General features: G+C 65.4%; 32 protein-coding genes. 14 read left to right on the forward strand and 18 right to left on the reverse strand.

Features of this window, described 5'->3' with window-relative positions:
* Positions 1-20 precede the first annotated feature (20 nt).
* The 5 genes from F468_RS14620 to F468_RS0101935 form a co-directional block, all read right to left on the reverse strand.
* Positions 21-863, reverse strand: coding sequence for a hypothetical protein (locus F468_RS14620; protein WP_231373168.1), 843 nt, complete (start codon positions 861-863; stop codon positions 21-23).
* A 139-nt stretch (positions 864-1,002) separates the two neighbouring features.
* A complete protein-coding gene (locus F468_RS14625) occupies positions 1,003-1,893 on the reverse strand; it encodes a prepilin-type N-terminal cleavage/methylation domain-containing protein (RefSeq protein ID WP_018994527.1) in 891 nt (296 codons plus the stop codon).
* Positions 1,890-3,125: a pilus assembly PilX N-terminal domain-containing protein gene (locus F468_RS0101925; RefSeq protein ID WP_018994528.1), complete on the reverse strand. Its 1,236-nt coding sequence runs from the start codon at positions 3,123-3,125 to the stop codon at positions 1,890-1,892. Before F468_RS0101925 ends, F468_RS14625 begins: the two co-directional genes overlap by 4 nt.
* A gap of 18 nt (positions 3,126-3,143) precedes the next feature.
* On the reverse strand, positions 3,144-3,917 hold the full coding sequence (locus F468_RS0101930; protein WP_255349411.1) for a PilW family protein: 774 nt from the start codon (positions 3,915-3,917) through the stop codon (positions 3,144-3,146).
* Positions 3,914-4,414, reverse strand: coding sequence for a GspH/FimT family pseudopilin (locus F468_RS0101935; protein WP_018994530.1), 501 nt, complete (start codon positions 4,412-4,414; stop codon positions 3,914-3,916). The genes F468_RS0101930 and F468_RS0101935 overlap by 4 nt, the downstream gene beginning before the upstream one ends.
* Before the next feature lie 216 nt (positions 4,415-4,630).
* On the opposite strand from F468_RS0101935, the gene F468_RS0101940 reads away from it, so the two are divergent.
* The 4 genes from F468_RS0101940 to F468_RS0101955 all read left to right on the forward strand — a co-directional run bounded on the left by F468_RS0101940 (position 4,631) and on the right by F468_RS0101955 (position 6,818).
* Complete coding sequence (locus F468_RS0101940) at positions 4,631-5,038, forward strand: type IV pilin protein (RefSeq protein WP_018994531.1); 408 nt, start codon at positions 4,631-4,633, stop codon at positions 5,036-5,038.
* A gap of 171 nt (positions 5,039-5,209) precedes the next feature.
* Entirely contained in the window at positions 5,210-6,076 is an 867-nt protein-coding gene (locus F468_RS0101945) for an SUMF1/EgtB/PvdO family nonheme iron enzyme (RefSeq protein WP_026296486.1), read from the forward strand.
* A 139-nt stretch (positions 6,077-6,215) separates the two neighbouring features.
* On the forward strand, positions 6,216-6,494 hold the full coding sequence (locus tag F468_RS0101950; protein WP_012981637.1) for a type II toxin-antitoxin system RelE/ParE family toxin: 279 nt from the start codon (positions 6,216-6,218) through the stop codon (positions 6,492-6,494).
* Positions 6,495-6,518: 24 nt separating this feature from the next.
* Positions 6,519-6,818 (forward strand): HigA family addiction module antitoxin, encoded by a 300-nt coding sequence (locus tag F468_RS0101955; protein ID WP_012981638.1) that lies wholly within the window; start codon positions 6,519-6,521, stop codon positions 6,816-6,818.
* Positions 6,819-6,915: 97 nt separating this feature from the next.
* On the opposite strand, the gene F468_RS0101960 is transcribed toward F468_RS0101955, so the two are convergent.
* Positions 6,916-7,455 (reverse strand): protein disulfide oxidoreductase, encoded by a 540-nt coding sequence (locus tag F468_RS0101960; protein ID WP_018994533.1) that lies wholly within the window; start codon positions 7,453-7,455, stop codon positions 6,916-6,918.
* Entirely contained in the window at positions 7,452-7,883 is a 432-nt protein-coding gene (locus F468_RS0101965; RefSeq protein ID WP_018175180.1) for a hypothetical protein, read from the reverse strand. Before F468_RS0101965 ends, F468_RS0101960 begins: the two co-directional genes overlap by 4 nt.
* 135 nt (positions 7,884-8,018) lie before the next feature.
* Between F468_RS0101965 and nadA the strand changes: the two genes are divergently transcribed.
* The 3 genes from nadA to F468_RS0101980 are packed head-to-tail and all read left to right on the forward strand — an operon-like array spanning position 8,019 to position 9,803.
* Positions 8,019-9,101: a quinolinate synthase NadA gene (gene nadA / locus F468_RS0101970; RefSeq protein ID WP_018993434.1), complete on the forward strand. Its 1,083-nt coding sequence runs from the start codon at positions 8,019-8,021 to the stop codon at positions 9,099-9,101.
* Between the two features lie 44 nt (positions 9,102-9,145).
* Entirely contained in the window at positions 9,146-9,457 is a 312-nt protein-coding gene (locus F468_RS0101975) for a nucleotidyltransferase family protein (RefSeq protein ID WP_026296405.1), read from the forward strand.
* 4 nt (positions 9,458-9,461) lie between these two features.
* The gene (locus F468_RS0101980) at positions 9,462-9,803 is read left to right on the forward strand and encodes a DUF86 domain-containing protein (protein WP_018994534.1); all 342 of its coding nucleotides are present in this window, start codon (positions 9,462-9,464) and stop codon (positions 9,801-9,803) included.
* A gap of 88 nt (positions 9,804-9,891) precedes the next feature.
* On the opposite strand, the gene F468_RS0101985 is transcribed toward F468_RS0101980, so the two are convergent.
* The gene (locus tag F468_RS0101985; RefSeq protein WP_018649187.1) at positions 9,892-10,098 is read right to left on the reverse strand and encodes a hypothetical protein; all 207 of its coding nucleotides are present in this window, start codon (positions 10,096-10,098) and stop codon (positions 9,892-9,894) included.
* Positions 10,099-10,184: 86 nt separating this feature from the next.
* Here F468_RS0101985 and F468_RS0101990 point away from each other — a divergent pair, with 86 nt between their 5' ends.
* Positions 10,185-10,541 (forward strand): hypothetical protein, encoded by a 357-nt coding sequence (locus F468_RS0101990; protein ID WP_018175182.1) that lies wholly within the window; start codon positions 10,185-10,187, stop codon positions 10,539-10,541.
* Positions 10,542-10,747: 206 nt separating this feature from the next.
* On the opposite strand, the gene F468_RS0101995 is transcribed toward F468_RS0101990, so the two are convergent.
* Both F468_RS0101995 and F468_RS0102000 read right to left on the reverse strand, forming a co-directional pair.
* A complete protein-coding gene (locus F468_RS0101995; protein ID WP_018138997.1) occupies positions 10,748-11,278 on the reverse strand; it encodes a hypothetical protein in 531 nt (176 codons plus the stop codon).
* Positions 11,279-11,359: 81 nt separating this feature from the next.
* Complete coding sequence (locus F468_RS0102000) at positions 11,360-11,941, reverse strand: thioredoxin family protein (RefSeq protein WP_018138998.1); 582 nt, start codon at positions 11,939-11,941, stop codon at positions 11,360-11,362.
* A 149-nt stretch (positions 11,942-12,090) separates the two neighbouring features.
* Here F468_RS0102000 and F468_RS0102005 point away from each other — a divergent pair, with 149 nt between their 5' ends.
* The gene (locus tag F468_RS0102005) at positions 12,091-12,831 is read left to right on the forward strand and encodes a ferredoxin--NADP reductase (RefSeq protein ID WP_018994535.1); all 741 of its coding nucleotides are present in this window, start codon (positions 12,091-12,093) and stop codon (positions 12,829-12,831) included.
* 102 nt (positions 12,832-12,933) lie between these two features.
* Here F468_RS0102005 and F468_RS0102010 read toward each other — a convergent pair whose 3' ends face one another.
* The gene (locus tag F468_RS0102010; protein ID WP_018139000.1) at positions 12,934-13,704 is read right to left on the reverse strand and encodes a carboxylesterase; all 771 of its coding nucleotides are present in this window, start codon (positions 13,702-13,704) and stop codon (positions 12,934-12,936) included.
* Between the two features lie 89 nt (positions 13,705-13,793).
* Here F468_RS0102010 and F468_RS0102015 point away from each other — a divergent pair, with 89 nt between their 5' ends.
* Complete coding sequence (locus F468_RS0102015; protein ID WP_017926214.1) at positions 13,794-13,994, forward strand: YdcH family protein; 201 nt, start codon at positions 13,794-13,796, stop codon at positions 13,992-13,994.
* Between the two features lie 78 nt (positions 13,995-14,072).
* Here the strand turns inward: F468_RS0102015 and F468_RS0102020 are convergent, their stop codons facing one another.
* Both F468_RS0102020 and F468_RS0102025 read right to left on the reverse strand, forming a co-directional pair.
* Entirely contained in the window at positions 14,073-15,368 is a 1,296-nt protein-coding gene (locus F468_RS0102020) for an NAD(P)/FAD-dependent oxidoreductase (RefSeq protein ID WP_018139001.1), read from the reverse strand.
* 18 nt (positions 15,369-15,386) lie between these two features.
* On the reverse strand, positions 15,387-15,701 hold the full coding sequence (locus F468_RS0102025) for a c-type cytochrome (RefSeq protein ID WP_018139002.1): 315 nt from the start codon (positions 15,699-15,701) through the stop codon (positions 15,387-15,389).
* A 228-nt stretch (positions 15,702-15,929) separates the two neighbouring features.
* Here F468_RS0102025 and F468_RS0102030 point away from each other — a divergent pair, with 228 nt between their 5' ends.
* Complete coding sequence (locus tag F468_RS0102030; RefSeq protein ID WP_018139003.1) at positions 15,930-16,241, forward strand: PilZ domain-containing protein; 312 nt, start codon at positions 15,930-15,932, stop codon at positions 16,239-16,241.
* A 29-nt stretch (positions 16,242-16,270) separates the two neighbouring features.
* On the opposite strand, the gene F468_RS0102035 is transcribed toward F468_RS0102030, so the two are convergent.
* A complete protein-coding gene (locus F468_RS0102035) occupies positions 16,271-16,666 on the reverse strand; it encodes a DUF3775 domain-containing protein (protein WP_018139004.1) in 396 nt (131 codons plus the stop codon).
* Positions 16,667-16,673: 7 nt separating this feature from the next.
* Positions 16,674-16,988 (reverse strand): DUF2288 domain-containing protein, encoded by a 315-nt coding sequence (locus F468_RS0102040; RefSeq protein WP_018139005.1) that lies wholly within the window; start codon positions 16,986-16,988, stop codon positions 16,674-16,676.
* Between the two features lie 96 nt (positions 16,989-17,084).
* Between F468_RS0102040 and F468_RS0102045 the strand changes: the two genes are divergently transcribed.
* From F468_RS0102045 to F468_RS0102055, 3 genes are read left to right on the forward strand one after another with little or no spacing between them, the layout of a single operon-like run.
* Positions 17,085-17,411 carry a PepSY domain-containing protein gene (locus F468_RS0102045; protein ID WP_018139006.1) on the forward strand — a complete coding sequence of 109 codons (327 nt, stop codon included), beginning with the start codon at positions 17,085-17,087 and terminating at the stop codon, positions 17,409-17,411.
* Positions 17,408-18,124 carry a response regulator transcription factor gene (locus F468_RS0102050; RefSeq protein WP_018139007.1) on the forward strand — a complete coding sequence of 239 codons (717 nt, stop codon included), beginning with the start codon at positions 17,408-17,410 and terminating at the stop codon, positions 18,122-18,124. The genes F468_RS0102045 and F468_RS0102050 overlap by 4 nt, the downstream gene beginning before the upstream one ends.
* Positions 18,125-18,164: 40 nt before the next feature.
* Positions 18,165-19,487 carry a HAMP domain-containing sensor histidine kinase gene (locus F468_RS0102055; RefSeq protein WP_018139008.1) on the forward strand — a complete coding sequence of 441 codons (1,323 nt, stop codon included), beginning with the start codon at positions 18,165-18,167 and terminating at the stop codon, positions 19,485-19,487.
* 117 nt (positions 19,488-19,604) lie between these two features.
* Here the strand turns inward: F468_RS0102055 and F468_RS0102060 are convergent, their stop codons facing one another.
* The 3 genes from F468_RS0102060 to F468_RS0102070 are packed head-to-tail and all read right to left on the reverse strand — an operon-like array spanning position 19,605 to position 25,394.
* Positions 19,605-20,861: an FAD-dependent oxidoreductase gene (locus F468_RS0102060; protein ID WP_018994536.1), complete on the reverse strand. Its 1,257-nt coding sequence runs from the start codon at positions 20,859-20,861 to the stop codon at positions 19,605-19,607.
* A gap of 25 nt (positions 20,862-20,886) precedes the next feature.
* Positions 20,887-24,810: an ATP-dependent RNA helicase HrpA gene (gene hrpA, locus F468_RS0102065; protein ID WP_018994537.1), complete on the reverse strand. Its 3,924-nt coding sequence runs from the start codon at positions 24,808-24,810 to the stop codon at positions 20,887-20,889.
* Positions 24,810-25,394 (reverse strand): SPOR domain-containing protein, encoded by a 585-nt coding sequence (locus F468_RS0102070; protein ID WP_018139011.1) that lies wholly within the window; start codon positions 25,392-25,394, stop codon positions 24,810-24,812. Before F468_RS0102070 ends, hrpA begins: the two co-directional genes overlap by 1 nt.
* Positions 25,395-25,397: the final 3 nt, after the last annotated feature.

Below are 25,397 nucleotides of genomic sequence, written 5' to 3' on the forward strand. Positions count from 1 at the left end.
ACTCAACCCTTCCCATGATGCTAGAAGCTATAGTTGATCGTGTCGCAGTTCGTTTCTCCCCGGAAATCGCTCAGTTGATTACCCGGCCCCGACGCCTCCAGTTCGAACGTCTCCCCTTCTGCGGCTTCAATGAAGCAGGAATAGGTATTGCCGGTCTGGGAGCAAGTACCCCCTGAAGTGGGCAGAGCGACAGAAACGTTCTGGTTCGAGTTCCGGAGGTTGCCCTGCACGACGGTCGTGCATTCCGATCCGGATGGGGGCGGGTCGCCGTCATTATCATCATCGTCATCGTCACCACTGCCGCGGGCAGCCAGTGCGAACCCGAAGCTGTTGAAGTCGAGTGTTTTTTCAATGTTGAGTGAGGAAGCCGAACGCCCGGCACGCTTTTCGATGAGCTCGCCCTGGTCGCCGCGCTCAATTCGGTAGCCCCAAAGTTCGTCTACCTCGACTCCGGATCCGGAGGCCGCGCCGACGACGCCCTGAGCGGAACTGCGCATGGGGTCGGTGACCGGACACCAGTAGGCTCCGCTGCCATCCCCGCCCCCGAGCCGCCCGAACGTCTGGCACTCGAGCGAGCCACCCGACATCCGTGCATCAGCGGTCGAGACGTTGCTACCTGCGTCGAGGAATCCGCTCATTCGGGTGCGGAAGGTGGTGCGGGTCTGGGTTACGGCGCCACAGGTGGGGCGAGTGGTGCACACCAGGCCAGCCGGGTTGTCGTAGAACGGGTTATTGGGGTTGTCTGCGCTGTCTGCGTCGTACATCTCGTGAGCGACATGTTCCGAGCTGAAGCGAGTCATGGCCTCATTGCAATCGGTTCCTTCTCGGGTCACCAGGAAGTGATGCCCGCCGGGGACGAACACTTCAACCTCGGAGCCTTCACAATCTTCGTCGCGCTCGCAGACTGTGCCAATGCTGGCCTTGTCCTCCTCGCGGCTTCCTGTGATACCAATCTCGACGATCTCGTCATTCTCGGTGATGCGCGCGCCAAAGTAACGGCGCTCAACGGCGCCCCCCCCCGCCGCCCGAAACCGCCTGCGGTCGGTTGTTCGGGGAGCCCATGCAGACTTGGGCGGAGGGTTCCATAGAAAAGGCGACAATATTACCCAGCCAGCCGTTGGAAACGTGACAGGAATACCCCAGTGCCTCGTAGTCCCCGAAAGACGTGCTGTTGGTGCGCCCCTGCCCGGGGAATACGCGGCAGAGTGAGTTTCCTGTAGCGGTTACCTGTATCGGCGGCAAGCTCCCTTCAAAGTCGGTGTCGAGGAAGAAGATGTTCCCGCTGATTCGGGCGCCACCATTCGGAAGTTGCAGGAAATCGCCCGAGTCAGGGTCGATAATCTCGCTCACCTCCCCGTTCTCCCTCCGGACTTCGAATCCGTCTACGGTCCGGCCGAGCTCAGCGTCGGTCGGCAGTTCTGGATCTCCTTCGCTGTCCACGGGATATGAACCAGTGACCCCGTCGCCATCGCTCTGAGATAGCGCGATATCCGCCACTCGGGAAATGGCAGTATAGAGTTGAATCCCCTCAATCTCCGAGCCGTTCACTCTGACGAAAACCTGAGCGAGATCCCCGCCATCCTTGGCGACGCCCCACTCAATATCAAAAATATCGTTAGTGCCCTCAATGCCGGTCTCACTCCCACTTTGGAGCTCCTCCCATCCCACAGATCTCAGCTCGTCGACCTTCTGTTGGGCTATGTACAGCGCTTCACTGGAAGCTTTGCTTTCGGCGCTTGTTTTGAGTAGCGTTCCATGGAACTGCGCCACTGCCAACAAGCCGACGGCGAAGACGACCAGTGCGATCATCGCCTCAAGAAGGGCGAAACCTTGGTTCCGGTGATGGAAGGCGTGCTTCGATTGGTCGAGCGCGATGCGATAACTGTTTTTCATTCGAAGTCCACCCAGCTGCCGTCGATAATTCCCGTCTGGATGCCAGCCCCATAAATATTAGGGCCTGATGGTCCGGAGGGATCTTCTAGATGCCAGAGGTCTCTTGCTTGCTCGCTTAGTAAGTCGCGCGCGGCATTGAGAGCATCAAAATTGAATGTGAACTGTGCGTTGCCGCCGCCTGAGCTTTCGAAGCTTGTCTCACCATACTGGTACTGCGTTTCACCGTTGACGGTGCTCTCGATGAGGTTGCTTACAAAAACGGACCCACCTTTTGCGTCGCCTCCGTCTTGGCCTCCCCCTACGCCGCCTTGGCCTCCCCCAGTCATTGTGTAGCTACCACCGAGGACGATAATGAGTCCATCGAAGCTTGGCGTTCCTGTGGTCGTGAATCCTCCTTTCACCACCAGAATTCCAGAGCCGCTGTCATTGCCCTTCATTTCGAAATCCCCATCAATGACGTTGATGCCGTCGAGTCCTTGTGACCCGTCGCCCGCGCCGGGGGTGCTTTCGATAGCGGTGACGAATTCATTGAGCATTGCGGGGCTGTCCCAAGGTTCGCCAAAGCCGCCATCTGAAATGGGGCCGCTATAGTTGTCGGCCCGACCGACTTCGGCGATTGCATTAATCACAGCATCACGGTTGGCAGCATCCTGAAGCGAGATTGCTGGGCCGCCGGATCCGTCCACCCGGAAAGCGTTACTGTTGGGCGCTTCGAAATCGACCTGTCCAGCAAAATTGAGCGGGGCGAGAGTCCCTTCTGACTCCCCTTCGCCGAAGTCCATCAGGAAGACGCTTTGTGACAGGTTTCGGATGGCCGAACCATCGTCGCTGCGCCCTTCTACCTCAATGTTGACGGTCCTGTAACCAATGGCGTCTACGTCGGAGGGCGCTTCGTACGAGTCGCAAGGTTCGTTATCGATGCGAATGACCGCGAAGCTTCCTCGGTCACCGTTCGGACCCAGCGAATGCGGTCCGCAGAGGTCATCGGTCCCGCCCGAGATGAAAAAGGATTGAACATGGCCTAGGCCCGCTTCAGCGGCGTTTAGTGCCTGAAACGCCCGGTACTCGTTACCTGCCACCTGTTGCTCGGTACGGACTGGGTCGGTTGTATATAACGCGATCAAAGTCGCCCCAAAGAACAGGATCACCCCGACGACTAGAGCCATGGCGCCAGATTGGCGCTGCGGCGGAGCCGAGTGGAAGGGCGAGCTTTTTGATGTGGTAATCGGCATGGCGTATGGCGCTCCTGGCTATTGCAGGGTGACGCGCCGGTCGTTCCGGACACGCACGGTTTCGGTCAGGGTGGCTCTGTGGTTACCCATCTGGCCTTCCATGATTACTTGAACTCGGCGCTTCTGGAGTACAGTTTCGCCGGTTTCGCCGGCGTCGGATGCATCGGCGGAGCAGGCTGAGAAATTGGCTTCTCCAGTAGTGATGTTCCGGCAGAGGAATTGGCCTGGACCGTCGTCCGGGTTGGCGATCGCGGTGAATCGCAGGCCCGTGATTTCGACTGGATCGTTTGAGCCGCCGACGAGTGTTACCCATTCTTCTTCGTCGGGGTCGGCCGAGGGGTTGCGCATCTGGATGGAGCCGTCGATGAAGCGGAAACCGTAGGACTCTTCGTTAGCGATAGAGCCGTCGCGATTGCGGTCGAAGGCGTAGTTCAGGCGGCTGCAATCACGGGCAGTACTGGCGCAGTCCGAAAGTTCTAGCCCTCCGCCGGTGCCAGCAGGAAAGGGGTTGGAGGCATTCATGTTCTGATTCCAGTACCCGGCGCGACGCAGGTCGGACGAGATGATCAGCATGGAGGAGCGCATGTCCTGGTTAAGGCGAACAGACGAGAGCGTTTCGTTGCTGGCGCTTACAGTCACGATGTAGATCGTGGAGAGGGCCAGGAGGACAACAAGGCCGACCACTAGTCCGATCATGAGTTCGACCAGGGTCACGCCGCTCTGGCGACCACGGCCAGGTCTGCGCGGTTGTGTGAAAGCGCAAATATTTGAAGGCAGATTTCGCGTGCTCATTGTGTGCAAGCCCCGTAACGTCCGCTGCCGCCGGTCTGGCAAATCCAGGCTCTGCCCAGCGCATTCAGGCGAACTTCGAGTGCGCGGCCTCGGGGGTCTGTAACGGTAATGCTGGCCATCGGGGAGATCACCTGATCTGCACTGTTGGCGCGCAGCGCCAGGCCGCGTACCGGGTCCATCAGAACGCCTTCGTCCCATGTGTTATTGGAGGTGAACTCGATCCGTGGGTAGTCCTCTGCGTCGAGTGCCCGGATCTGCGCGTTGTCGGCGTCTCGTGTTAGCAGCCAGGTGCCATTGGAGCCCAGTTCGAGTGTGATCTCGCGCGAACGCATGATGGCTTCTGACCGGGCGAACTGGAGCTCTGCCAGGATCGCTTCGGCCGCCCCGTTGAGGCGCCGGTTATCTAACAGCGCCATCAAGTTCGGCGCGGCAAGCGTTGCTATGATCGCGAGCACCGAGACCACCACGATCAATTCGATCAAGGTGAAGCCGCGCATCGGGCGCAGCCGGGTTCGGTGCTGGCGTGGTTCGGATGACATCCGGTTGGGGCCTCGGGAATATAGGTTGCTGTGCATATAGTATGGGCCTCAGCGGTCAGGGCGTGTAGCCGTTCGCTGAGCCCAAAGGACCGTTCGCGCGTCGGTCGCGGCAGGTGTCCCTGTCGGTGATATGCTCGTTGTGAACCCGCTGGTTCGCAGTCGCCGGAGAGTGCCATGGGCAAAAAGCGCTTCGTCTTGGGATTTACCCTGATTGAACTCATGATTGTTGTCGTCGTGATCGCCATTCTCGCCGCGATCGCGTTTCCGGCCTATCAAAACTACGTCATGCGGGCCGAGCGGGCAGATGCCCGCAACGCGCTGACGGACGTAATGCTCCGTCAGGAGCGCCATCGTGCCAACAACCGGGAGTTTGCTGCCGAGCTATCGGATCTGGGCCTCGAGGCGGTGAGTGATGAAGGGCTATGGACTATCGAGATTTCCAGTGCATCCGGTGATGAGTTCATTGTTCGGGCGACGAAGGTCGATGGGATAACGGATTCGACCTGTGGAACAGGAACCATGAGGATCGAAGTCGTGCGTAGCGAAGGTGAGACCGAGCGTGAGCCCCCCGAATGCTGGTGAGCTCCTGGTCCTAGTGGCGACCTGATTTTCTTGAGATGCCTCGATTAGTTGCGTGGATATCCTCCTAGCGCCTATGCCGGGAACGGCTGTGGACGGATGTTGCCTACACACTGAATGCGGTACCGCACGTTCGGTTATCGGCTAGCCCAAAATTCTGTGTGAGAGGGTCTGATGGCGAAGGGCGTTCGGGCGATGGAGCAGGCGGATCTCTTGGATCTGCAGCAGCGGGCGGCGCGAAAGGCGCGGCTGGATGTCACGTTCCGTGACGAGGCGCGTTCGGGTGCGCTGACGCCCGAGTTGCAGGTGATCCCGCCGGGTGAGGGTGAGATCGGTTCGGACGCGTCGGAGTATGGGCATCAGGAGCACGAATCGCCGCGGCGCTATGTGGTGCTGGAGAAGCCCTTTGCCCTGGGCCGCTTTGCCGTTACGCGCGAGGAGTGGGACGCCTTCGCCGAGGCGGCGGGCTGGGAGCCCTGGGACTGGCTGGTGTGGCCGCGGACACCACGAACGCCGATCTTCAACATCAAGCCCGCGTCGATCCAGCAGTATCTCGATTGGCTGAGCGAGGAGACCGGCAAGCGCTATCGTCTGCCTACTGAGGCCGAGTGGGAATACGCCTGCCGGGCCGGTACGCGCACGCCTTTTGCCTTCGGCGAGGTGGTGGGCTGCCGCGACGTGCACTTCAACTCCCTGTTTCCCTATGAGGAGCGCCGCCAGCGCCGCAGGTGGTACATCCCGGCTTGTTTCCCGCTGTCCCGTCCGCTGGATGTCGGCAGCTTCCAGCCGAACCTGTGGGGCCTGTACGACATGCACGGCAACGTGCAGGAGTTCACCTCCTCACCCTGGCATGACAACCATGCCAGCCTGCCGCGCGATGGCGTCTATCGTCGCGACCCGGACAACGAGTGGGTCGTGGTCAAGGGCGGCTCGTGGTTCGACCCGGCCGTAAACACCCGCAGCGCTGCCCGGCGCCGCCGCAACATCGACGAGATGGACACCAATCTCGGCTTCCGCGTCCTGCGGGAGTTGGATGATTAGGCGCTCGGTTGCCTGAGCACGATGCGTTTCGCTTTGCTCAACGCATCCTACGGTCGGGTGGCGATGCGTAGGGTGCACTGAGCGCAGCGAACTGCACCATTAGTTTGCTGCTTACCGTTAAGCGTTATATTCTGTTTCCATGATCAGAAGCTTTCGGTGTAGGGAAACCCGGGCGCTGTTCGAAACGGGCAGGAGTCGGCGTTGGTCGAGCGTCCGAACAATCGTGGAGCGCAAGCTGATTCAGCTTCAAGCGGCGGAGACACTGCAGGATTTGCGCTCTCCGCCGGGGAACCGGCTGGAGGCCCTGTCTGGCGACCGCGAAGGGCAGCACAGCATCCGAATCAACGCCCAGTGGCGCATCTGTTTCCGGTGGACGGACGAAGGTCCCGAGGATGTGGAGATCGTCGATTACCACTGAAGGGTTCCGGAAGGAGGTTAGACCATGAGCACAAGCGGTATGCGACCCATCCATCCAGGTGAGGTCCTGCGCGAGGAGTTTCTTGCCCCGTTGGGTCTCAGTGTGAACGCGCTTGCTGGGGCATTGCATGTTCCGACGACGCGCATGAACGACATTGTGCGCGAGCGTCGTGGCATTTCGGCTGACACGGCCATGAGGTTGGCGCGTTATTTCGGCACTTCCGAGCGTTTCTGGCTGAACCTCCAGCTCGAGTATGAACTGAGGCAGGCGCAACTCGAACTTTCGGAACGCGTGCGTCGTGAAATTGAGCCGCGGGCGGCTTGAGTGGCGGCAGCGAGGGCGTGGGTGGATATGAGGTCGGCGTGGGGTGCGCTGAGCGCAGCGAATTGCACCGTCTCGACGTGAGACTGCTCAGTTTTCCCTACAGCCAACGAGCGAGCCAGAGGCGCAGGCGCAACTCCAGGGGCGGGGCGTAGCCCTGTTTGCGGAAGACGATCTCGCCGTCGGGGTTGATGATGAAGGTCGCGGGTACGCCGCGGACGTTGTATTGCGAAGCGAGTTCGCCCTGCGGGTCGTTGACCACGGCCAGTTCGCGCTCGCGTTCGTTCAGGTGCTCCAGCACCTCCTCCGGCGTGCCGGACTGCATGGCGACCGTGAGCACCGGGTGACTCTGCGAGAGGCGCACGATCTCGCCTTCCTCCAGGCGACAGATCGGGCACCAGGTGGCCCAGAAGTGCAGCAGCATGGGCTCGTCCGCGTAATCCGCGAGCGTTACCGGCGTGCCATCCAGCAGCTGTGCCTCGAATTCGGGTGCGGGGCCCTCGACCATGTCGCGCGCCATCCAGGCGCGCACGGCCAGGAAGATCACCAGAGCGATCCCGATCTGGATGCCCCAGCTCAGGGCGCGGCGGCGCCGGGAGGGCTTCGGGCGTTTCGGTTTTTCGGGACGGGTCTCGGTCAACGGATCATCTCGGCTTGTCCGGGGCGGGCGCGGGTCCCGCGTTTTTTCGGGCCCTTGCGCACCGCGATGCGCACCAGTTCGTCTTCGTCATCCATCAGTTGTTCCCGCTGTGCTTCGGTCAGAAGCGGATTGCGCGCGACGAAGTAGCGCAGGTTCGGGTCGCGGTCGTTCACGCAGGCCTCGACCTGTTCCGGTGTCAGGTCGGGGCGCTTGGCGCAGTTCAGGCGCACGGTCTGGTTGGGGTCGGCCAGCAGCAGGGCGACCTCCTCGGGCGTCAGGTCCATGCGCCGGGAGAAGTAGGCCTTCACCTGGGCGTGCTGGTCGCGGACCAGCAGGGGGCGCCAGTGCGCCTCCAAGTCCGCGGACAGGGCCAGGTCCATGCGCTCTTCAAATGACAGCGCCTTGTATTGGCGGGTGAGGTCGTCCATCGCGTGGGCATTATAGGCGCCCGGGTTGGGATGCGCGGGCACGCCCCCACAATGTGTAGGAACGACAGCGCCCTGGGGCCTGTCGTACTATTAGCTAACGATAATTTGCCCCGTATGCCGGGGTGTTGAGGACCCATGACTGCACCGGTGGCCGAAATTCCGATCTTCCAGGTTCCGCGCACGGATCACGTGACGGCCTCGCTGCATGCGTTGACCGATGCCCAGCGCGACGAACTGGTGCGTCGCATCAAGCGCCTGCTGATCGAGCGCAACGCGGTGCTGGTGGCGCACTACTACGTGGACGAGTCCCTCCAGCGTCTGGCGGACGAGACCGGCGGCTGCGTGTCCGATTCGCTGGAGATGGCCCGCTTCGGCAAGGAGCATCCGGCCGAGACGCTGGTGGTGGCCGGGGTGCGCTTCATGGGCGAGACGGCCAAGATCCTGAGCCCCGAAAAACGCGTGTTGATGCCGACGCTGGAGGCCGAGTGTTCGCTGGATCTTGGCTGTCCGGCAGAGGAGTTCGCGAAGTTCCGTGCCCAGTATCCGGACCACACCGTGGTCGTGTACTCCAACACCTCGGTGGACGTAAAGGCACAGGCCGACTACGTCGTTACCTCGAGCATCGCCGTGCCGCTGGTCGAGCATCTGCGCGATCAGGGCAAGAAGGTCCTGTGGGCGCCGGACAAACACCTGGGCGACTACATCCGCCGCACCACCGGTGCCGACATGGTGCTGTGGGACGGCTCCTGCGTGGTGCACGACGAGTTCCGCGCCTGGGCGCTGGAGGACCTGCGCGGCCGCCACCCCGGCGCCGCGGTGCTGGTGCATCCGGAGTCCCCGCGCGAGGTCATCCATCAGGCCGATGTGGTCGGCTCCACCAGCCAGCTGATCGCGGCGGTGAAGAACCGCCCGGAACAGGAATTCATCGTTGCCACGGACAAGGGCATCTTCTACAAGATGCAGCAGGTGGCCCCGGGCAAGACCCTGATCGAGGCGCCCACCGGCGGCCACAGCGCGACCTGCACCAGTTGCGCCCACTGCCCGTGGATGGCCATGAACGACCTGGTCTCGCTGGCCGAGACGCTGGAAGATACGGCGGAGCCGGCGAAGAACGAGATCTTCGTCGACGAAGCCGCGCGCCAGAAGGCCCTGGTGGCCACGCAGCGCATGCTCGACTTCGCCGCAGAACACCGCAAGGCCACCGCCGGCGACGCCTGAATATTTGAATGGGTAAGACCGCCGTGCAACAACAGGACGAGGCAATGGACCAACCATCTCGCAGCCTGAGTCGTGCTGCCGTATTGCAGGCGCTAAGGGAGCATCGGGCCCATCTCGAGCGTGAATTCGGTGTACGTGGGCTGGCGTTGTTCGGATCGCTGGCCCGTGACGAAGCCGGCGAGCAGAGTGATGTGGATATTCTTGTCGGCTACGACGGTCCGGCCTCAGCCCAGCAGTATTTTGGCGTTCAGTTCTATCTTGAAGACCTGTTAGGACACCCGGTGGACCTGATCTCCGAAAAGGCCCTGCGCGCCGAGCTGCGTCCGTACGTCGAGCGCGAGGCGATTCGTGTCTGACTCAATGGGAGCGCGCGAGTGGCACTTCTACCTTGACGACATGATTCGATTTGCACGCAAGGCCATGGCTTATACGGATGGCCTTGATCGTGATGCGTTCGTGCAGAACGAGCTGGTCTACGATGCGGTGCTTCGAAACCTCGAACTGATCGGTGAGGCGGCCGGGCATATTCCTTCCGAAGCGCGGGAGGCGCACCCGGATATCCCCTGGCGCATGATTGTCGCGACCCGAAACCGGTTGATTCACGCGTATCTGGGTATCGACAGCGACACGATCTGGAATCTGGTAGATGAGCACCTTCCCGCTTTGGTCTGCCGCCTTGAGAAGATGCAGCAAGCGTTGTAGTGATCAGTGCTTTTCTGTGGCGGGCCTCGTTGTAGAGGGCCAGCCCTCCGGCCAGTCGGGCACTTGTGCGCAGTGATGCCCTTGGGGCTCAGCGGTCGTTCAGCCAGGCGGCCCACTGGGAGTGGGTGGAGACGTCCACGCCGTCGGCCTTCGCGGCCTGTTGCAGGTGGGTCTGCAGGTCGGCCATCAGTTCGGAATCCATCAACTCCGGCGCCAGCGTAAGCTGCGCGTGCAGCGTGCTGTAGACGAGCTTGAGTTCATTCACCGGATAATGCGACCAGTCGAGGTGGGCCATGCCGTCCGTTCTCCGTTTCGATCATTTGCGTTATAGCCTGACGGTGGTCAGCGGTACCATTCAAAAGCACCTGCCCGGTGGCGGAGATGTATAAGCGTCGTGCGCGGCTGCTGGTGGCCGCGGAACGCCCCGACGGGCGCGCCGCGCGAGTGGCGGAGCTGGCCGCGGCGGCCGAGTTGGAGAACTGGATCGAGGTGCGCCCGGCGCAGGCGATGGCCGAGGTGACGGACGCCGATCTGGCCTGGGCCGATCTGCTGGTGGCGCTGGATACGGCCGCGGCCCGCGCCATACCGTCACAGCGCCCCGCGACCTGCCGGCCAAAGTACTGGCAGTTGCCCGGCGAGACCGGGGCAGATTTCGATCTGCAGACCCTGGAGGCGCTGCGCTGCATGGTCGGCGGTATGCGCATGTTGGCGCGCGTGGATGCTGACGACGACGCCTGAGGCACTGTCTTTTTCCGGTCAGTGCGCTTCCCGTGTCATTCCGGCCGGAGCGCAGCGTAGAGCCGGAGTCTCCCGCGGTTCCCATCGCCTTGGCGCACGAGATCCTAGATAACCGCGGCGCGGTTTCCGGGATGACGGCGAGAGGGCATGGACTCATGCTGCTCCAAGAGATGGCCACGGCGCTGCGCGCCTCGCGGTGACAAGTGCTATTCGGGGTGGTACGGGACCGGTGCGCGGGCGTGCAGCTGGGCCAGGTGGTCTTCGTAGAGGGCCCAGATGCGCGGAGCGATGGCGCCGCGCGAACCGGGGTAGGTCAGGCGGTCGGGGTTGAAGCTGGCCAGGCGCTCGATCTCGGTGCAGCGCAGTTCCTGGTCGACCACGTTGAAGATCAGGATCTGTGTGCCCTGGTCGGCGATCGGCAGCAGGGCCCCGATGATCCCGGTGTCATTGAGCCCGGGCTCGCCACGGGCATCGCCCAACTCGGCTGGCGGGCGTACCAGCGTGCCCAGCAGCTCATGGTAGGCCTGGCCGCAGGCAAAGCAGATCTCCGGCGCACGCAACCCCTGCACGCGTTCACAGGCCTGACGCACGGTATTGTCCGGCAAGACCATGCGCGCGGGCGGGATCGGGATGCGGTTGCTCTCGCCATTGGGCAGCAGGCGCGGGACGGCCTCCTGGCAGGAGGGACAGCGCCAGGTGGCGACCCGCGGGCCGTCGATCACGTTGCTGGGCGGCATGCGGTGGCCATGGTTCAGGGTGTGCGTTCAGTATACGGCGGGCGCGGCCGCTGCGCGGGCCGGCCCGCTCCGGCAGGTGCGTCAGCCGTAGTAATCTGGCTCGTTGCCCGGGCGCCACTTGATGTTGCAGCCGAGGCTTGGATGCTGCGGCTCGGGGGCCGGCTGGCCGGCCAGCAGGGCATCGCTGGCGGCGCGCAGGTCACGCCCGGTGACCGGTGTGTCGGAGCCGGGGCGGGTCTCGTCGAACTGGCCGCGGTAGTACAGCTTGCGGTCGGCATCGAACAGGTACAGGTCCGGGGTGCAGGCGGCGTGGTAGGCCTTGGCCACGGACTGGTCCTCGTCCAGGCAGTAGGGGAACTTGTAGCCGAAACGACGGGCGTCGTCGCGCATCTTGTCCGGGGCGTCGTCCGGTACCGCCTGGATGTCGTTGGAGTTGATTGCGATCACCGCAATGCCCTTGTCCGAGTATTCGCGGCCGTAGCGCGCGAACTCGTGGCGGATCAGTTGCACGAACGGGCAGTGATTGCAGATGAAGGCAATCATGTAGCCTTTCGCGTCGGGGAAGCTGTCGAGGCTGATGGTGTCGCCGGAGATGGCGTCCGGCAGGGAGAAGTTCGGGGCCTCGGTGCCCAGTTCGATCATCTGCGAGGGGGTGCGGGCCATGGTTGCTCCGTTAAGCTTTGATTGGGGATTCGGGCGCCGATTATACGGATTGGGGCGGGGCGGATTAATCCGCATCGTCTGAAGGACAGCTTGAAACCATCCGGGCGCGGCACCAGTCTGGATAATACTTGAGTCATGGAGTCGGAAATATGGGCTGGGTCACGGGGACCGTGCAGGAGTGCAAACAGTGGACGGATCGCCTCTTCTCGCTGCGGGTAGAGGCGGATGTGGAGCCGTTCAAGGCCGGGCAGTTCAACCGGCTGCGCCTGGAGATCGACGGCGAGCCGGTCGCACGCCCCTATTCCTATGTGAACGCGCCGGACGAGACCCCTCTGGATTTCTACCTGATCACGGTGCCGGAGGGCCCCTTGTCGAACCGGCTGGTGCAGCTGGAGCCCGGGGACACGGTCGAGCTGATGCCGCGCGCCACGGGGTTCTTCACCCTGGACGAGCTGCCGGACAGTCGCGACCTGTGGTTGCTGTCCACCGGCACCGCGCTGGGGCCCTTCCTGTCGATGCTGAAGACCGACACCCCCTGGGAACGCTTCGAGAACATCCGGCTGATCCACGCCGTGCGCAAGGCGGACGAACTGACCTACCAGGATACGATCCGGCAGTTCCAGGAACGCGCCCCGAAACAGTTTCAGTACATCCCGTTCGTTAGCCGCGAACCCTGCCCGGGCGGGCTCGAGGGCCGCGTCCCCGCGGCGATTGCCGAGGGCCGCCTGGAGCATCACGCCGGGCTCGAGATCGCGCCGGAGCACTCGCAGGTGATGCTGTGCGGCAACCCGGCTATGGTAAAGGACACCGCCACCATCCTCCGCGAGCGCGGGCTGGAGAAGAACCGCCGCCGCAAGCCGGGGCAGATCACCACCGAGAATTACTGGTAGGCCCTGGGTCATGGTGTAGGAGGCCAGCCCTCTGGCCGATGGTTTTTTCCGGCGTCCGATCGGCCAGAGGGCTGGCCTCCTACAGTTCGGCGTGCGCTGGGGCTAATCGAGCAGGTTGGCGGCCCAGGCGTGGATCAACCCGGCGACATACCGGGTGTGCTCCGGGCGCGAGAGCAGGTGGTCGGTCTGGTGCAGGGCGACGAAGCTCTTGGGGTGGTGGGCCTGCTGGAAGATCCGGCGGGCGTGATCGACGCTCACCACCGTATCGCCGGGGGCGTGCAGCAGCAGCAGCGGCTGCGTCATGCGTTCCAGGGCACTGTCCAGTGTCGGCTCTTCGATCGAATCCAGGAATGCCCGTCCGATCTCGACCGGGCGGCCGCCAATATTGACGCGGGCGAAGCCTTCGCGCTCGATGGTGTCAGCGATGTCACCAAACAGGTGCGCGACATGGCCGGGCCGGCTGGGTGCGGCGATGGTGACAATGCCGCCCAGTTCTTCGCGCTGGCTGCCGACGTGGATGGCCATGGCCCCGCCGAAACTGTGGCCAATCAGGAGGTCGGTGGGCTCGCCGGTCGCCTGTTTCAATGCGTCCAGGGCCGCGTTCAGGTCCTCGCAATAGGTATCCAGCGTGCTGTCGCGAAAGCGGCCCTCGGAGTCGCCCAGGCCGGCGAAGTCGAAACGCAGCGTGGCGATGCCCTCTTCCGCCAGGGCGCGCGCCAGGCGCACGGTCGCGGGGAAGTCCTTGGAACAGGCGAAGCAGTGTGCGATGCAGGCCTGGCCCAGCAGCGGACCGTCATCCGGTTCGACCAGGACGCCGTTCAGGCGTATGCCGCGGGGGGTGTCGATAGGCAGGCTGGTGTTGCGGATGGCCATGGGCGCGGGATGGTCCGGGCGGGGTGGGTCTGCGATGATACGCGAGCTGGAAGTATCTCGTGACCGCACAGACAAGCGAGGAGGGGCTGTTGGAGACGGAGAGTCAGATTCGTGCACGACTGGCGGAGCTTGAGTCCGAGCATCGGGCGCTGGATTCCGCGATCGCGGTGATGCACGAGCAACCGGCACCGGATGCCTTCGCGATCCAGCGGCTGAAGAAGCGCAAGCTGCAGCTGAAAGACGCCATCCAGCGGCTGCGCAGTCGCTTGATCCCTGACTTGAACGCCTGAGCCGCCCCACAAAAGAAGACGGCGCCCGCAGGCGCCGTCTTCATCCGTCGTTTACAGCCGTCATGGCTGTGAGTGAGGCTAGCCCCAGATGTCCTGGGTGATCCCGGCGTACCACGCCTGAGTGTACGCGGCCTCGCGAGCGCGGAAGCTGGAGGTCTCGCCCGAGGGGCTGACACCGCCAGAGCCTTCGACGCCTGCTTGAGCACCATCCTGGTACTTGTACACGGCCGCCACGCTGATCCCGTGTTCCGGGGTGATCAGGCTGTAGCAGGTGTTGGCCGACGAGGGATCGAGCGGCTCCTGGTCCATCAACTCGCGCACAATCGCCGCGGCGACGATCTTGCCCTGGTTGTTGGCCGAGTGGCCGGACTTCGGCATGGCGCCCGCCACGCTGGCGTCCCCCAGTACGTAGATGTTGTCGTCCATCTCCGACTTGAAGGTTCGCTGGTCGACCGGGACCCAGCCTTCGTCGTTGGTCAGGCCGACATCGTGGGCGATCTGGCCGGCCCGCTGCGCCGGGATGAAGTTCATCACGTCCGCGCGTACGCGTTCGAAGCCACTGTCGGCCCGGGCGGTCATCTCGCCGACATCGATTTCCTCGACCAGGCCACCATCCGACGCGGCACGCCATTCGATCATGTCGCCGTAGTGCATCTCCCAGCCTTCCTCGAACAGGCCCTGCTTGGAGAAGTTGTCCTTGGCGTCGAGCACGATGATCTTGGAGCGCGGCTTGTGCTCCTTCAGGTAATGCGCGATCAGCGAGACGCGTTCGTACGGCCCCGGCGGGCAGCGGAACGGGTTCGGCGGCGCGACCATGACGAACACGCCACCGTTCGGCATCTCCAGTAGCTGCGAGCGCAGCAGCTCGGTCTGCGAGCCGGCCTTCCATGCGTGCGGGATCGTCTCCGCGTCGGCCTCTTCGATGCCGGGCATGTCGTCGTACTTGAAGTCGATTCCCGGCGACATGACCAGCTTGTCGTACTGCAGGCTGTCGCCGCTTTCGAGCCGGACGGTGCGGCTGTCGGCGTCCACGCCAACGACCTTGTCTTCGATCACGTCGATGCCGTCACGGTCGCGCAGGTTGTCGTAGCCGTGCGTGATTGCATCCATGCTCTCGAATCCGCCGATCACCCAGTTGCTGCCGTAGCAGGTGACGTAGGTGGCGTTGGGTTCGATCAGCGTGACCATCATGTCCGGAGAGAACTGTTTCAGGTAGCGCGCCGTGGTGGCACCGCCGGAGCCGCCCCCGACCACGACCACATGGGCCTTGGCGCCGTTACGGGCGGCACGCGGGGCGCAGCCAATACCGGTCAGGGCGGCCGCGCTGGTGATCCCGAAGGCCTTCAGGAAATGGCGTCGAGTAAAATTGTGCATTGTTGTCATCCCCCGTGATCAGAAGCGCGAGAAGTAGACCGACATCGCTTCGATCTCTTCGTCCGTGTAGCCCTTGGCGTGACGATCCATGATGGTCGCGTCACGGTCGCCATCGCGGAATGCGCGCATCTGGCTCTGGATTACCTCCGGCGGGATTCGGCCCAGATCGGGCACGCCCTTTTCGGCGCCGGCGGCGTTGTGGCAGGCCTTGCAGGAAGCGGCCATCAGCTGGCCACGGGTGATTTCGTCATTGTCGGCGATAGCCTGGGATGCGGTACCCGCCATCGCCAGCGAGGCCACCAGCCCCGCCACGAACAAACGTGATTGCTTCATGTGAACGGACTCCTCCGTCGTGAAGTGACTTTGTTATATGGCGACAGCTATCTCGGTACTGCCTTGTTTCTACTGCCCGGTGCGGTTGCCGGGCCGGTATGCACTTCCGGGTGTGTTCGCCCGGAGTTGCGCCTGATCGTGTGATGGAACGATCATTGTTCTGGGATATAGCACAACGTATCCATCTTTTCGATGCCTTGAGAAGGCATCTGCAGCAGGAGAGAGGCCATGACAGGGGAACGTCGGCGCCATCCGCGCATCCCGATGACCGTCGAGGTGGTGGCGGAATGCAGTGATGGAAGCCAGGTACGGCTCACCACAAACGATATCTCCGGCGGTGGGGCCTTCCTGGCCTGGGAGGATCGTGATCAGGCCGGGATTGATGTCCTGAAGGGGCTGAGTCCGGGCGATCAGTTTATGTTGCAGGTGTTCGGCCTGCTGGGGGATGGCGGTGAACCGCCGCGGGTGCAGGCGCAGGTGGTGCGAGTGATGGAAGACGGGGTCGCCGTACAGTTCGATTCTGCCGCGCTGGGGGTGTAATTCGACTCCGGCTGAGCCCGGAGCGCTTTTTACTGATCGGCGGCCTGCATCTGTTCCAGCCCGGCCTCCCATTCGTCCGCGATCATCGGATTGGCAACCAGGCGGTGGGCTGTGTCCGGGCTCCAGTCGTCGCGGGCATCCTCCAGAGCGCTTTCCCATTCCTCGACTGCGTAGTCGCCTCGGCCGACCGCACTGAGCGCTTGCAGCTCCGCCTGGTATTCCGGCCCGAGCCCACTCATTGTGTCCTCCAGCTCGCGCAGGGTCAGATCGCCCGCGTGGTCCGCCAGGACCTGCATGGCCCAGTCATCGTCCGAGGTGTCGGGGTTCGAGTCGGGGAACACGACCTCCTCCTTGGCGTGGAACTCCCGCGCCGCCTGGATCAGGCGGGCCAGCGTGTCGTCCTCGATGCCCAGGGGGGAGGCCATGGCCGGGTCAGTGCGCCGTGCTGCGCTCCTGGGCGAGTACCCAGGGGGCGGCGACGATGGCGGTAAAGACGGGGTTGTTCGCCGCCCAGCGCCGTGCGTCGTCATCCGTGGCACGGGCGACCTGATCACTGGCCAGCCATTCGCTGACCTGATGCGTGGCATCGTCGCGAATTGCGCGGGCCACCTCGATCAGGTCCAGTTCGGGGGCCACGCGAATCACCACACCACGGGCGAAATGCGGCATCAGTTCGTCCCAGCGCAGGGGGCCGGCTTCTTCCTCCAGGGGTACCTCGGGTTCGGAGGGGGCAGGGGCTTGGGTCATGACGGGAACATCCGGTTTCAGATAACGTTCAGGCTAGGCCTATAGCCTTGTAGCTGCAAGAGTTTGTTCGCCCACACCGTCACGGAGACTACCGCTATGCGCCCCGGACCGGAGACCGTTGCCAAAGGCGGTGGCCGGAGACGCCGAGTCATCGGCGGCGCGGGTGTGCTCGGGCTTCTGCTGGCGATCCTGGTGGCGCCCTTCGCGGCGCAGGCCCAGTTCATCACCGAAGACCCGCGCGCGGCCGTCTGGACCCTGGACGAGGCGGTGTCGCGGGTGGAGGCCAACTACCCGGGGCGAGTCCTGTCCGCACGCGAAGATTTGACCGAGTACGGGAATCGCGTGTTTATCGTGCGTATCCTGACCGACAACCAGCAGGTACGAACGATCAAGATCGAGGAAGGGACGGAGCTCGACCCATGAATCTGCGCGTGGTAGTAATCGAGGACGACCTGGCTCTGCGCAGCCAGATCGCCGAAGAGATGGAGAACAATGGCTGTCGCGTGGATACCGCCTCGGACGGCGACACCGGCCTGTACCTGCTGACCGAGTACCACTGCGATATCGCGGTGGTGGACCTGGGGCTGCCGGGCATGGACGGGCTCGACGTCATTCGCAAGGCCCGCGAGGTCAAGCCACAACTGCCCATCCTGATCCTCACGGCCCGTGACCGCTGGCAGGACAAGGTTGAAGGGCTCGAGGCCGGGGCCGATGACTACCTGACCAAGCCATTTCACATCCAGGAGCTGGTCGCGCGCCTGCGTGCCCTGGCTCGCCGCAGCCTGCAGGCCGGCCGCGAACGGCTGTTGTTCGGGCCGCTGGTGATCGACACCGCCACCGACGATGTCCGCCTGAACGACGAGCCGGTCTCGCTGACCACCTTCGAGTACCGCCTGCTGCTGACGCTGGTGCGCCAGCCGGGGCGCGTGCTGAGCAAGGAGGTGCTGGCGGACTACCTCTACGAGCACGACGAGGATCGCGAGAGCAACGTGATCGAGGTGTTGATCGGCCGCCTGCGCCGCAAGCTGGACCCGGACGGCAGCCTGGGCCTGATCGAGACCCTGCGCGGTCGGGGCTACCGTTTCGTGCGCGAGGCGGATGCCACGACCCCGTCCGATTCCACCTCGGACTCATGACGCCGCATACAGGCTGCATCGCCCCTTCGTCCGCCATCTCATGAGACGCCCCCTGCGCCAGATCCGCAGCAGCCTGACCCTGCGCCTGGCACTGGTCGCGGGGGCTACCGTGCTGGTGTTTTCCCTGCTGACGGCCTGGGTGCTGGAGGCCGCCTTTCGCGACAACGCGGCAGATGCCGTCGAGACACGCCTGGAGGCCCAGGTCCTGCTGTTGATGGGGCTGGTCGAGGTCGTCGGGCGCAACGAGGTCCGCGTCCCCGATATGCTGCCCGAGAGCCGCCTGCAACTGCCCGCCAGTGGCCTCTATGCCCGCATCCTCGGTCCCGACGGTCGCACACTCTGGCGCTCCCCGTCCGCGGTGGGGGTCTCCCTGCGCGGCTGGTCGGAGGACGACTTCTTCGCCTTCAGCCTCCCCGTGCAGTGGGAGCTGGACGGTGGCCAGGTCGGGCTGACCTTCCAGATGCTGGAGGACCGAGAGGCCTTCGAGGAACAGGTGGAGCAGTATCGCGCCAGCCTCTGGCAGGGGCTGATGACGATGACGTTCTCGCTGATCGTCGCCCTGGGGCTGGCGCTGTGGTTCTGGGGGTTGTGGCCGCTGCGCCGCGTACAGGGCGACCTGGAGGCGCTGCGGCACGGGGATCATGGGCGACTGGAGGGCCCGTACCCGACCGAGGTGCAGGCCCTGACCGGAAGCATCAACGATCTGATCGAGTTCGAGCGCGCGCGGCTGAACCGCCAGCAGAACGCCCTGGCTGACCTGGCCCACAGCCTGAAGACCCCGATTTCCGCGCTGCGTCTCAACCTGGAGAGCCAGAACCCCGACCCCGAGGACATGCGGCGCCAGGTCGACCGGCTGCAGGCCATGGTGCAGCACCAGCTCAGTCAGGCGCAGCGCCTGGGTCCGGCGCCGTTCCAGGCGCCCGAGCCGTTGGCCCCCATCATCGAGCGTACCTGCCAGGCGCTCGGACGGCTCGCCAGCCAGCAGGGCGTGGACCTGGACAGCGAGCTCGACCCTGGCTGTGCCCTGCGCATGGAGCCGGGTGCGATTTTCGAACTGCTGGGCAACACCCTGGACAACGCGATCCGCCATGCGACCAGCCGGGTGCGGATCTCGACGCATTGCACGCCGCAGGCCGTCACCCTGACCATTGATGACGATGGGCCCGGCATCGCGCCAGCGGATCGCGCCCGGGTACTGGAGCGGGGAGAGCGCGCCGACGTGCGCGGCGATGCCGAGGCCGGCCAGGGCCTGGGGCTCAGCATCATCCAGGCCCTGGTGCAGGACCACGGTGGCGAGCTGCATATCGAACAGGCACCGGAGCTGCATGGTGCCCGCATCCGGATGGTGTTCCCGGCGTCTTAAACCGGGTGGCCTGCATGGCCTCATGATGCGTTTCGCGTTGCTCAACGCATCCTACGATAGGCAGGGCGGGCTGTAGGATGTGTTGAGCGCAGCGAAACGCATCGCCCCGGGCCGAGATCAAAGCCTAAGGTCTTCCATCGGAAGGGACGGCGATTCGTTCAGCACCCCCGCACGAACCAGCGCTGCCGCGCCGCAGGCAAACGTCCAGCCCAGGTGCCCGGACCCGGTATTCAGGTGCAGGCCCTCGATGGCGGTCGGGCCGAGGATCGGCGTGCCACGGGCGCTCATCGGGCGCAGCCCGGTCCAGGGTGCCATCGTCTGCGGGTCGAAGGTCGCGGGCAGGCCGGTCAGGGTGCGCCGGCACTGATCGAGGACATTCGCCGCGCGCTTGGTATTCAGATGGCGATCGCGGCCGGCGAATTCGGCGGTGCCGGCCAGGCGCAGGCGTTCCCCCAGCGGGGTCATCACCACCTTGTTGGCGTCATCGATCAGCGGCAGGTTCAGCTGGCAGTCGGCGTTCATCGGGAGGGTCAGCGAATAGCCCTTCACCGGGGCGACGGGCAGATGCAGCCCCAGCGGACGCAGCAGGTCCGGGGCGTGGTAGCCGTTGGCGACCACGCAGGCATCCGCCGCGATCGGCCCTTCGGAGGTCTCCACCGCATCGATGCGGCCACGGTGGGTGCGCAGGCGCCGCACGGTGACGTTCGGGTAATAGCGGATGCCCCGGCGCTGGCCGATCGCGAGCAGTTGCTCGGTGAAGCGGGCGGCGTCGCCGATTGCATCCCCGGGGAAGAACAGCCCGCCGCACAGGCGGTCGCGCACCGGGGCCAATGCCGGCTCCTCGGCGATGATCCGTTCCACGTCCCAGTCCTCGAAGCGCACATCCTCATCACGCATCGCCTCGCTGGCGGCACGGTTGTGGGCCTGGCTGGCCGGGTCCTGGAACAGCTTCAGGATGCCGCAGCGGCGAAAGTCGAAGTCCAGCCCCGCGCTCGCCAGTTCCCGCTGCAGGCGGTCGATCTCCCGGAGCGAGAACGCGGCCAGGCGGGCATTCAGGCGGGTGTGCTGCTCGAACAGCGAACGGCGGCTGTGCCACAGAAAACGCAGGCCCCAGCCGGCCAGCCCCGGCAGGGCGCGCGGGCGCAACAGCAGCGGCGACTCCGTGCGGCCGAGAAAGCGCAGCAGGTCCAGCCCGACGCCGGGGGTGTTCCAGGGTTCGGCGTGGCTCGCATGCAGCATGCCGCCATTGGCCTGGCTGGAGCCGGTGGCGGGGGTGGGGGCGGCGTCCACCAGCACGACCTCGGCCCCGGCCTCCTGCAGGTACCAGGCGGTGGTCACACCGATGACGCCGGCCCCGATCACGACTACGCGCATCCGCTGCTTCCCTTATCAAGAACGCTCATGTACCACTTGCCAGTCGTTGGATCACGTCCGCGTATTCGCGTTCCAGCCGTTTCGGCGACACCTTCTCGCGCGTGCCCAGTTCCTGGGCGAACTGCGAGACGCGAAACTCCTCGATGCGGTAGCGAAACGCGAGCACGTCCGGGTGGTCCGGCGCCCGCGCGATCAGCTCCTGGGCCTGCTGCCACAGCGGCTCGACCGCCACACGACGGGCGCGGTCCTTGTCCGGCGCCTGGGTCAGGCGTTCCAGGCGCTTGTCGATTGCCTGCAGGTAGCGCGGCAGCTCGGGCAGCACGTCATGCGGGGTGCGCAGCAGGAAATCGGCCGGGACCAGGGCCTCGAGCTGCCCGCGGATGTCGCGTGCGGCCTCGATCCAGGAAAGCGGCAGATCCCCCTGCAGCCGGGTGCGCAGGTCGTGCCAGTGGCGCAGGATCTCGGCGGCAAGGTGCGAGAGCTCCATCACCGTGGGCGAGAACTCGGGCAGGCGACCCTCCAGGCGTTCTTGAAAGGCTTCGGCATCGCGTGGCCAGGGATCGGCCAGGAACACGCGGTCGGCCGCGGCCTCAAGGATCTGGTCGCGCAGGGCCTCGCAGCTGCCGAGTGTCGAGTAGTTCAGGCAGGCGCGTTCGATCTCCGGGAGCTGGCGGCGCAGGTCGCGGGCGGTCTTGCGCGCGCCCAGCAGGAACAGCCGGCGCAGGCCCGCGCGGTGGGCCCGCGCGGCCCGCGCCGGGTCCGGTTCCAGCTCCAGCGAGACGGCATCGCCGCGATCGACCAGGATCGGGAAGGCGCGCAGCTGCGCCCCCTGGTGGTCGAATTCGACGCTCTCCGGCAGCGCGCCGAAGTCCCATTCGGTGATCCCCTCGCGGGTGATCTCGTCCGGGCGGCTGGCGTCGAAGTGGGCTTCGGCGCTGTCGCCCAGCCGGCGCTTCAGCGCGGCCAGGTCGCGGCCGCTGGCCTGCTCGTTGCCTTCCGGGTCGAGAATGCGGAAGCGCATCACCAGGTGTGGCTCCAGGTTCTCCGGGCGCCAGGCATCCAGCGGGATCTCGGTACCGGTCATCGCGCGCAGGGCCTCGGCCAAGGCCGGGATCAGCGGGCCCTGGCGGTGCTCGATGCGCGCGAGCGCGGCCTGCGCGAAGTCCGGCGCGGGCACGAACTGGCGGCGCAGGCCCTTGGGCAGGCTCTTCAAGAGACCGGTCACGCGCTCCTCCAGCAGCCCCGGTACCAGCCAGTCGCCCAGCCAGTCGGGTACCGCGTTCAGCGCCGCGATCGGGATGGTCACGGTCACGCCGTCGTCCGGCTGGCCCGGTTCGAAGCGGTAGGCCAGCGGCAGGCGCAGGCCCTCGACCTCCAGGTGGTCAGGGTAGGCCCCTTGTGGGAGTGCGGTGTCCGGTTCGTTCAGCAGCTCCGCGCGGTCGATCCGCAGGGCGTCCGGGTCCTTCGTCTCGGTCTTGCGTGCCCAGGTCTCGAAGCTCGTGCCGTCGGTGATCTCCGCCGGCAGGCGGGCATCATAGAAGTCGAACAGGCGATCCTCTTCCACCAGCAGGTCGCGCCGGCGCCCGCGCGCCTCCTGCTCGGCGATCTCGGCCACCGCCTCGCGGTTGGCCTGTACCCCCTTCGAGCGGGTGCGCAGCTCGCCGCCGACCAGGCCCTCGCGGATCAGGATGCGCCGCGCCTCGGCCGGGTCGTGCTTCGCGAAGTCCACCGGCTTTTTAGGGGCGACGACCAGGCCATACAGGGTGATGCGGTCGAAGGCCCCGACGCGCCCGCTGCGGCGCTGGAAGTGCGGCTCGAAGATGTGGTGCTTGAGCAGATGTGGGGCCGCGCCCAGGATCCAGTCGGGCTCGATACGGGCATTGTCGCGGGCGTAGACGCGCGTGGTCTCGGCGATCTCCGCGCTCATCACCCAGGCTGGTTTCTTCTTCGCCAGGACCGACCCGGGATGGATCTGGAAGCGGCGGTTGCGTGCGCCTAGATAGTCGCCGCGCTCGGTCTTCTGTCCGATCTGGCTGACCAGTCCGGTCAGCAGCGCGCAGTGCACGGGCTCGGCGTCGGCGGGCTGGTGGTTCGGCTTCAGGTCCATCTCGCGGGCCTGGCGCAGGAGCTGCACGCGCAGCTCCTGCCACTCGCGCATGCGCAGGAAGTTCAGGAAGTGCTCGCGACACCAGCGTTTCAGCGCATTCGAGCCAAGGTCCTCGCGTGCGGTGTGCCAGGCCTCCCACAGCCTCAGCATGCCCATGAAGTCGGAGCCCTCGACCTGAAACTCGCGATGGGCCTGGTCCGCGGCCTGCGTGGCCTCGGCCGGGCGCTCGCGCGGGTCCTGCAGCGACAGGAAGGCGGCGATGGTCGCGGTCTCGGTCACGCAGCCGTGATCGGCCCCGGCCAGCAGCATCGCGCCGTGGCGCGGGTCGATGGGCATGCGCGCCAGCTGGCGGCCGCGCGGGGTGATGCGCCCGCGCGCATCCACCGCGCCCAGCTCCTCCAGCAGGCGGTAGCCGTCCTTGACCAGGCGCGGGTCGGGCGGGTCCACGAACGGGAACTGGCGCGGCTGGCCGAGCTTCAGCGCGGCCATCTGCAGGATCACCGAGGCGAGGTTGGAGCGCTGGATCTCCGGGTCGGTGAACGGGGGGCGCAGGTTGTAGTCGTCCTCCGCGAACAGCCGGATGCAGATGCCGGGGCCGAGCCGTCCGCAGCGCCCGGCGCGCTGGTCGCAGGCGGCCTGCGAGATCGGCTCCAGGCTCAGGCGCTGCACCCGCGAGCGCCAGGAGTAGCGCGAGACGCGGGCCAGCCCCGAGTCGATCACGAAGCGGATGCCGGGGACCGTCAGTGCGGTCTCGGCGACGTTGGTGGCCAGCACGATGCGCCGCCCGGCGTGGGACTGAAAGACCCGCGACTGCTCGCGGGCGGATAGGCGCGCGTACAGCGCCAGGACCTCGGTGTCCGCGCGCACCTGGCCGCGCAGGGCCTTGTGGGCGTCGCGGATCTCGCGCTCGCCGGGCAGGAACACCAGGATGTCGCCGGGGCCGGCACGCTCGCATTCGGCGACCGCGTCGCGGATGCCGTCGAACAGGTCGCGTTCGCCGCGTCCGGTGTTCTCGTCCTCGCCAGTCTCTTCCGGCTCGATCGGGCGGTAGCGCAGCTCCACCGGATAGGTGCGTCCGGCCACGGTCAGGATCGGGGCGTCGTCGAAGAACGCGGACAGCCGCTCCGGGTCCAGCGTCGCGGAGGTGATGATGATGCGCAGCTCCGGGCGCTTCTTCGACAGGCGCTTGAGCACGCCCATCAGGAAATCGATGTTCAGGCTGCGTTCGTGCGCCTCGTCGACGATCAGGGTGTCGTAGGCGCGCAGTTCCGGGTCATGCGCCAGCTCCGCCAGCAGCATGCCGTCGGTCATCAGCTTGACCCAGTTGTTCGGCCCGGTTTGGTCGGAGAAGCGTACCTTGAAGCCGACGGTGGAAGTCTTGTCGCCTCCGAGCGTGGTGCCCAGCTCCTCGGCGATGCGGCTGGCGACCGAGCGGGCCGCGATACGGCGCGGCTGGGTGTGGCCGATCAGCCCGGCCTCGCCGCGCCCGGCCTCCAGGCACAGCTTGGGCAGCTGGGTGGTCTTGCCGGAGCCGGTCTCGCCGCACAGCACCAGCACCGGGTGTTCGCGGATCGCGGCGACAATCCGTTCGCGCTCGGCATGGATCGGCAGGTCGCCGGCATAGACGGGCTGCGGGCGCAGGCGTTCGCGTTCGGCGGCGCCCTGTTCGGCGTGTGCAAGGCGTTCGGTCAGGGTGGAGACGAGCCGGTCGCAGGGCTGGCCGCGCTTGTGCCGCTGGCGGGCCCGGCGCAGCAGTTCGCCCAGTTCGCGGCGTTCGCTGCCCTGCGGCAGGGCCTCTACGGTCCTCGCCAGTGCGTCCAGGTCCGGGCCGGCCGCGGCCATCAACCGTCCCGATGACGCAGGCGCAGGGCCTCGATGTTCTCCGAGCGCAGGCGGTCCAGGGCGCGGTTGACGTCGTCCTCCTGGGTGAAGGGGCCGACAAAGACGCGGTGCCAGGTGTCGCCCTCGATCTCGACCTCGTGCACCTGCGGGCTCAGGCCCAGCAGAGAGATGCGGGCCTTCATCTCGTCGGCCTGTTCGAACCGCCGGAACGAGCCGATCTGCAGGATCACAGGATCGCCCTCGGCCGGGGAGGCCGGGGGCGGGACCACCTGATCCTGCGGGACTTCGCGTTCGCCCCGGGGGACGCGAACCTCGTCTTCGGGCAGCAGCTCGTAGTAGCGAAACCGCGGCTCGTCATCGGTGGGCAGGCGCTCCGGCTCCGCTGCCGGTGCGCGCTCGGCCGGGGGCTCCGGTTCGCCGAACAGGGCACCGATGTCGGGTGAACGATCGGCCCCCTGGAGATAGAGCACGGCGGCGATCCCGAGCCCGATCAGCAGGCCGGCGAACATCCAGACCCAGCCCGGGATCGGTCGCGAGGCGCGGGCGGGGGTCGTCTTGCGGCGCTTGCGGCGGGCCTGGGCCATGGG

Source organism: Thioalkalivibrio sp. ALJ2, assembly GCF_000378325.1.
Taxonomy (GTDB): Bacteria; Pseudomonadota; Gammaproteobacteria; order Ectothiorhodospirales; family Ectothiorhodospiraceae; genus Thioalkalivibrio.